At 70.4% G+C, this 6,443-nt stretch carries 7 protein-coding genes and 1 tRNA gene; 4 read left to right on the top strand and 4 right to left on the bottom strand.

All coding sequences use genetic code 11. The features are described from left to right. Positions 1 to 78: 78 nt before the first annotated feature. Positions 79 to 354: a hypothetical protein gene (locus AB0C20_RS34445; RefSeq protein ID WP_357569573.1), complete on the bottom strand. Its 276-nt coding sequence runs from the start codon at positions 352 to 354 to the stop codon at positions 79 to 81. 198 nt (positions 355 to 552) lie between these two features. Here AB0C20_RS34445 and AB0C20_RS34440 point away from each other — a divergent pair, with 198 nt between their 5' ends. Further along, positions 553 to 1,209 (top strand): 4'-phosphopantetheinyl transferase superfamily protein, encoded by a 657-nt coding sequence (locus AB0C20_RS34440; RefSeq protein WP_357190978.1) that lies wholly within the window; start codon positions 553 to 555, stop codon positions 1,207 to 1,209. Positions 1,210 to 1,411: 202 nt separating this feature from the next. Continuing rightward, on the top strand, positions 1,412 to 2,182 hold the full coding sequence (locus AB0C20_RS34435) for a DUF4352 domain-containing protein (RefSeq protein WP_357569572.1): 771 nt from the start codon (positions 1,412 to 1,414) through the stop codon (positions 2,180 to 2,182). A 64-nt stretch (positions 2,183 to 2,246) separates the two neighbouring features. Here AB0C20_RS34435 and AB0C20_RS34430 read toward each other — a convergent pair whose 3' ends face one another. Continuing rightward, positions 2,247 to 3,266: a hypothetical protein gene (locus tag AB0C20_RS34430; protein WP_357569571.1), complete on the bottom strand. Its 1,020-nt coding sequence runs from the start codon at positions 3,264 to 3,266 to the stop codon at positions 2,247 to 2,249. Positions 3,267 to 3,386: 120 nt separating this feature from the next. After that, positions 3,387 to 4,472: a Gfo/Idh/MocA family oxidoreductase gene (locus AB0C20_RS34425; RefSeq protein WP_357190972.1), complete on the bottom strand. Its 1,086-nt coding sequence runs from the start codon at positions 4,470 to 4,472 to the stop codon at positions 3,387 to 3,389. A gap of 59 nt (positions 4,473 to 4,531) precedes the next feature. Here AB0C20_RS34425 and AB0C20_RS34420 point away from each other — a divergent pair, with 59 nt between their 5' ends. Next, positions 4,532 to 5,254 carry a hypothetical protein gene (locus AB0C20_RS34420; protein WP_357190970.1) on the top strand — a complete coding sequence of 241 codons (723 nt, stop codon included), beginning with the start codon at positions 4,532 to 4,534 and terminating at the stop codon, positions 5,252 to 5,254. A 46-nt stretch (positions 5,255 to 5,300) separates the two neighbouring features. Continuing rightward, positions 5,301 to 5,900: a hypothetical protein gene (locus AB0C20_RS34415; RefSeq protein ID WP_357569570.1), complete on the top strand. Its 600-nt coding sequence runs from the start codon at positions 5,301 to 5,303 to the stop codon at positions 5,898 to 5,900. Positions 5,901 to 5,971: 71 nt separating this feature from the next. On the opposite strand, the gene AB0C20_RS34410 is transcribed toward AB0C20_RS34415, so the two are convergent. Next, positions 5,972 to 6,045: transfer RNA gene (locus AB0C20_RS34410), tRNA-Ala, on the bottom strand. Positions 6,046 to 6,443: the final 398 nt, after the last annotated feature.

Below are 6,443 nucleotides of genomic sequence, written 5' to 3'. Positions count from 1 at the left end.
GCTGCCGCCGCCGGGCGGCGAGCCAGCCCCGGACGCCGAGAACGCCGGCGGTGGTGCCGATTGCCAGGGACGCGGCGATCAGGAGCAGCTACGTCGGGAGCCGCGCGGCAACCAGCCGATGAACCTGTCCTGGAGCGACATCACCGGAGCGGCGCGCAGATCCTCGGTGGCGGCGGCGAGGCAGGAGCCCAGATAGACGCTGAGCATTGCGCGGTCACCCCCGTACTCCGCCAGCAGCCGGGTGCGCTTCGTCGCGCACGGCCACTCGTCACCGCAGGAGCCGCAGCTCCAGCAGGGGGTCTTCGGGGCGTGTTCGTCAGCCCGCACCCCCGGCCGTTCCAGGCCATCGGTCATCGCACGTCCTTCCAGATGTCCACGGGACTGGCGGCTGCCGTGCCGGCCAGCATTGATGGTGGTCCCCCCGGAGCCATCAGGGAGGGCGCTGCGCGTCCCTCCGGTGTTACATCTTTGCGGTACCTTCGGCGGTCATGGGAGTCGGAAATTTGACGGTTAACTCTCTGCGTCATTCCTACCGACCAGTAGGTCACCGGAATGCGTGACCTGCTCCCATCGACGGTCGCCGTCGCCGTCGCCGGGCCCGAGGACTGGACGGGCGAATTACTCCCCGCTGAGCAGGCATGTCTCGGTGAGCGGGCGGCGCAGACCCGTCGGCGGGACTTTGCCGCGGGAAGGAATTGCGCTCGCAGGGCATTGCGCGACCTCGGCCTGCCGGCGACAGCCGTGCCGGCCGCCGCCGACCGCGCGCCGGTCTGGCCATCCGGGGTGGTCGGCAGCATCACCCACACCGCCGGCTACTGCGCCGCGGCGGCGGCGCGCACCACCGACATCCGGTCCGTCGGGATGGATGCCGAGCAGCACCGCGAGGTCAATCCGGGAGTACGCAGACTCGTGCTGCTGCCCGAGGAGGAGGCCACCTGCGCACGGCTACCCGGCGGCACCTACTGGCCGGTCGTGCTGTTCAGCGCGAAGGAGACCATCTACAAGGTGTGGCATCCGATCGTCCGCGGCTGGCTGGACTTCCACGACGCCCTACTCGACATCGATCCGGATGCCGGAACGTTCACGGCCCGGATCGCACCGGCCCGGGTGGACGCGGCGGCTGTCGACGACCCGCCCACATCGATCAGCGGTCGCTTCGTGATCGCCGACGGGCTGGTCCGCACCGCCGCCGCGCTCCCGGCACGATGACCTCGACTAGTTACTCAAAGCGATGAATGGAATACTGATCCACATTGGCGTTCGGTGACCGGTTGACCACCGTCCACGCTGGCCGGACGGGTTTCGCATCCTCTCGATGGGAAGCCGTCCGGCGTGGCGACTGGACGCTCCGCCACCCACGGTAACGTCGAAGAGTTCCCGCACCGCACGTACCGAAGTTTCAAGGAGTACGGTGACCCACCCCCAGCCCCCCGTCAGGCCGCACGACCCCCGACAGCCGAACCAGCAGCCGCCGACCCGCTCGTCCGCGGCCACACCGCAGCCGCCGTTCTCGGGGGCTGCGTACCCGGCGGCCGGCGGGCACACGGGCCATGGCGGCGGATATCGGGCACCCGGTGGTTCCGGCTACCCGATCATCGCACCGCCACCTGCGCAGACGGACCGCGCCAAGAAGTCCGTAGTGGTCGTCGCGGTCACCGCGGCCGTACTCACACTGCTCACCTGCGCCGGCGGCATCGTGGCGGTCGTGATCGGCACCAAGGGCACCTCGACCACTGTGAGCGAGGCGCAGGCCACCCCACCGACCCCGCCGCCGGCGAACGGCGACACCCGCGACCTGTCGCCGGGCGACACTCTGATCATCAACCGCGAGGCCGGCACCGTCGAGATCACCGTCACGAAGTTCAGCAGCGCCACCAAACCCTGCAAGTCCCATGGACTGAAGCCCGGCGAGGGCATGTACGTGATCGCCGATGTGACGGTGGCTGTCACCAAGGGCACCGCGTCGACGAACCCGCTCTACTTCCAGTGGGTCGCCGCCGACGGCACCAAGACCACAGCGATCGGTGGAGCCTTCTCCGGCTGCGGCAAACCGATGCCGGCCGTCGACGATCTGACCGCCGGCACCAGACGCACCGGCAGCGTGGTGTTCGACGTGCACGACACCTCGGGCGCGCTGGAGTACCAGGACCAGTTCCAGACCGCCGGTTCCTGGAAGCCGTGACGCGCTGACGCGACGTGGGGCCGACCCGTCCGGGCCGGCCCCACGCGGTGGGAGAGTCGGTGGGTCAGCAGCCAGTCCAGCGCACCGGGGTCAGCCGGTCGGCGAGGACGTTGCGGAACCCGACGATGGTGCCCGAGTCGGAGATGGACCGGGCCCCGACGACCACCCCTACGCCGCCACCCGGCAGCACCCGAGAGGTGGAGCCCCTGGCAACGCGGTCACCGCCCACCACGACGCCCTTGGCGTTGACGCCGGTCAGGGCCGGCATGTCCTGGTCGAGCAACGTGTGCGAGCCGTTCCGAAGGTCCCACCGAACCCTGGTCGACGTGGTGCCGCCGCCCAGCCATACCTGGCCGATCGCCCAGCGGCCCGCCGCCGCGCCGGCCGTGCTCCACTCGGCGCCGGGGAACGTGAGCGCGTCGATCCGGCCGTTCGGGCGGCGGACCCAGCTGTTCCAGTCTCCGAAGGCTCCGGCGCTACCGACGATGGTCCCGTTGTCAGTGATCCCACCAGCCTGGGCGTCGACCGGGGCGTCGAGCACCTCCACAGTGCCCGGACGGGCGGCCGGCCAGCGCAGCGCGACCATTTCCCCGGAGACGATGTCGGAGCCGTGGCCGACGATGTCGCCGGCATCGTTGATGGCGCTGACATACGTGGCGGTGGACGGCAGCATCGGCAACTGCTCGAGCTTGCCGTCGCGGTACCTCCACGGCTGCCCGTATCCGGTCTCCGCCGATCCGTTGCCGATCACGACGCCGTCGGCGTTGATGTCGACGGGGGTGGCCGAGCCCTCCGACTCCAGCTCGGTGACCCGCTGCCCGTCCCAGAACAGCAGCAGGTACTGGTTGTCGGTCTCACCGACCCGCAGCGCGGTGCCCGCGACGTAGCGACCCGTCGGGTCGACGGCGTTCGCGTCGGCGCGATAGGTGTCGGTCGGGTACGGCAGTGTACTGATCTTGCAGGTGCGGAGGGTCGCCCCGCCGGGCGCGGCGGTCGCCGTCGCGGAGACAGCGACGCCGAGAGAGGTGGCCAGCAGACCGGTTGCGGTGGCTGCGAGCATCCGGCGTCGAGTGCTTCGATTCATCCTTGCTCCCCGTGTGGGGCCCGGGTGCTCCCGGGCATTCGGTTGATACCCGGCTCCACAGGTGAGCTGGCTGTACGGTTGCGCACTGTCAGCCAAGAGACAGGAACGGATCAACAGCAGCTACCGCCCCCATGCCTCGGCGGCGGTGACGACCGGCCGGCCGGCGCGTACCGATTCGTCGATGGCGAGGCTGATCAGATGGTCCTGGCAGGCTTCGGCAAGCGGATACGGAGCCGGGCCCTCCTCCCGCGCCCACGCCCCGGCACGGGCGACGATGTCGGCCACCGCGATGTCGTCGTCGGACATCCCGCTGCCGACGAACGGATTGCGGTAGACCACGTCGCCATCGAAGCTGATGTGTTTGAGGTCGAGCCCTTCCAGATTGAGGTCGAGACCGGTCTGCCGCCGGGCCAGAAACGACTCCACCGGCGTGCTCTGGTCGACCAGGCGGACCACCCGGTCGTCCACCAGCTCACCGCGCGAGCCCCGGACCACCAACCGGCGGGTACGCAGCGGGTTCCACCACTGGTTGTCGGTGAAGTCGTACAACCCCATCCGCCCGCCGAAGTCGATGGTCGCGAGGGTGGTGGAGAGCTGCTGCGGGGTGTCGTCGCCGCTCCAGCCGGCCGGCGAGAGCGGATTGGCCAGCGGCGCGACGAAGGCGCGCGCGCTCACCTCGGCGCTCTCGTGACCGACGCCGAGCAGACCCCGGATCAGTGAGACCGCGTGGTACAGGTGGGTCGACGAGATCTGGACCGAGGTCGGCTCACCGAGCACGCCGGCGCGGACCAACGCCAGCCGTGCCGCATGACCGGGCATCAGCAGGTACTGCTCGGCGACCTGCACCAGACCACTGCCTCCGACGTCGGCCCAGAGCGAGCGCAGACCCGCCAGGTCGGGGGCGGGCGGCGTCTCGGCGAGCACCGGTACGCCGGCCGCGACAAGCTCCCGGGTCGCCTCGGGCGTCACCGGCCACGGCACCGACACGATGACGAAGTCCGGCCGCTCGTGGGCGAGCATCTCCGCCGTCGTGCGGAAGGTCGGCACGCCCCAGTCGGCGGTCACGGCCACTCCCCGCGACTCGGTACGCGTCACCACCCCGGTCACCCGGAACCGCTCGGGGAGCAGCCGGGCCAGGCGAAGGAAGAACTCACCTCGCCAACCACTGCCGACGATGCCGAACCGGGTCTGGGCCACCGAAGTCATCTGGGCTCCTCACGTAGAGGTCCGGATGCTAACCGTCCTCCTTCGCTACGGTTGTGCCGATGACCGCCGACCCGATGCGCGCTGCGCCCGTGCTCCTGCCCGACGCGGGACCGCCCCTGGACTACTACCTGGTCGGCCACCGCGACCGGGCGACCACTGTGGAAGGCATCGTCGTTGAGGAGTTCACCCGCCACCGCGACTTCACCACCACGGGGCTGGACAGCGCGGGCTGGACGCCGGACGCCGGCTGGTGGAGTTCCGCCGCGCTGAGCCGCGCCATACGCACCGACCCCGAGGTGCTGGCGCGCGTGCTTCCCACCTCCCGTCGGGATGCCGAAGAGGTCTACCGCGCGCTCGGCGGCGGGCAACTGCCTGACGATTCGGTGCTTCGTACGCACTTCCTCGACCGTCAACCGATCGCCACCGCCCCGCCGCTGCGGCTCGGCCCCGCACAGCCCCCGACCGGCTTCCACGATCGACGGGTGTACCGGGTCCTCTTCGCCAAGGATCTCGGCGCCGGGCAGGTGGCGAGCCTCCGGACGGCCTGGCGGACACCGGCGGGCGGCACGGGCGCGTCCGCCGCGACGGGTCGTCTCGACCAGAACGGCGACCAGATCACCTGGGATCTGCGCCGCGTCGGCCACACCCTCGCCTGGTGTCTCGACGTGACCGCGCTACTGAGGACCGACGCCACCGTTGTGCTCGGCTCGACCCTGTGCGAGCTGACGAGCGTCCTGCGCCAGCACGGCTTGATACCCGCGACGACCGAACGCTTCTCCTAGCCTGTGGCACTGACCACGGGACCACGCGACGAGACCGGAGGCTCGGATGTCAGTCGATCTTGAGGCAACGCTGGCCCGGCCCATCTCGCTCGCCGAGATGATGATCGCCGCGCGGGCCACCCTGGCCGAACTTCTCGGCCTGGACACGACACCCGAGCTGAGCGTGTTCACCGACCGACGTTACGAGCAGGGACGCCGCGTCGCGTCCGGCCGCCGCCTCGACGCGGCGGAACTGCGGTCCACCACCATCGGCGACCGCCTTGAACGTCAGCCCAACGGAATGCCAGGCTCGATCCACTTTGAGATCGACGTCTCGGGCTTCGAGGACGGTGCCTGGCTCCTGGTCATCGACCATGAGCCGGAGACCGGCGGCGACCCGGATTGCGTCTTCAGCCCCTACCGCACGTGCGTGAGTGTCGTGGTAGCGCTGGCCATGGCACTTGCCGTCGCCGACCGCACTGGCGGCCAGTTCATCGACGACCAGATCCAGCTGCTGCGGCCGGGCCACACCCACCCGCGCCACATGGTCACGGCGACTCGACTGCCACCCGAGCCGGGCGAGTTCACCCAGCGATGCGAGCGCTACCTTCGCCAGTTCACGAATCTGGGCGGGTGGCCACGCGTCGTGTCGATGGGGCGTACGTGATGGGCGCGGCTTGGCACCCAAAAGATCAAAAAGGCCGTCTCCGACTCGCGGAAACGGCCTTTGACCTGGGGTGGAGCTGAGGGGATTTGAACCCCTGACCCCCTCGATGCGAACGAGGTGCGCTACCAGTCTGCGCCACAGCCCCCCGCCGGCGAACCGGCTTCGGTCCCACCCGGCTTACACCGGGCGGGCCGGCAGCAAGGCTAACAGGTCGTCGGCCTCCACCGCGAATCCGCCCCCGGCCCGGCGCTCCGGCCGACCCGAAGATCGACTCGGGTTCCCGGAAATCGGGGCATCCCGGACGCCGCGACACCGCGACCTTCAGGAACCCGAGTCGAACAAGCCGGCCGCCGCGGACGAGCCACGACCGGGGCACGGACGAGCCACGACCAGGGCACGGCCGAGCCACGACCGGGGCACGGACGAGCCACGACCAGGGCACGGCCGAGCCATGGCACCGCTCGCCGGGGCCGCCTCGCAAAGCGCGTCACCCGGGGGCGGGCGGGCAGCGGCACCGGTGGACCGGTTCGCCCGCATCGTCCC

Source organism: Micromonospora sp. NPDC048843 (assembly GCF_040649965.1).
GTDB lineage: Bacteria > Actinomycetota > Actinomycetes > Mycobacteriales > Micromonosporaceae > Micromonospora > Micromonospora hortensis.
The sequence above is the reverse complement of the archived record's forward strand: the minus strand, read 5'-3'. Positions and strand labels throughout refer to the sequence as shown.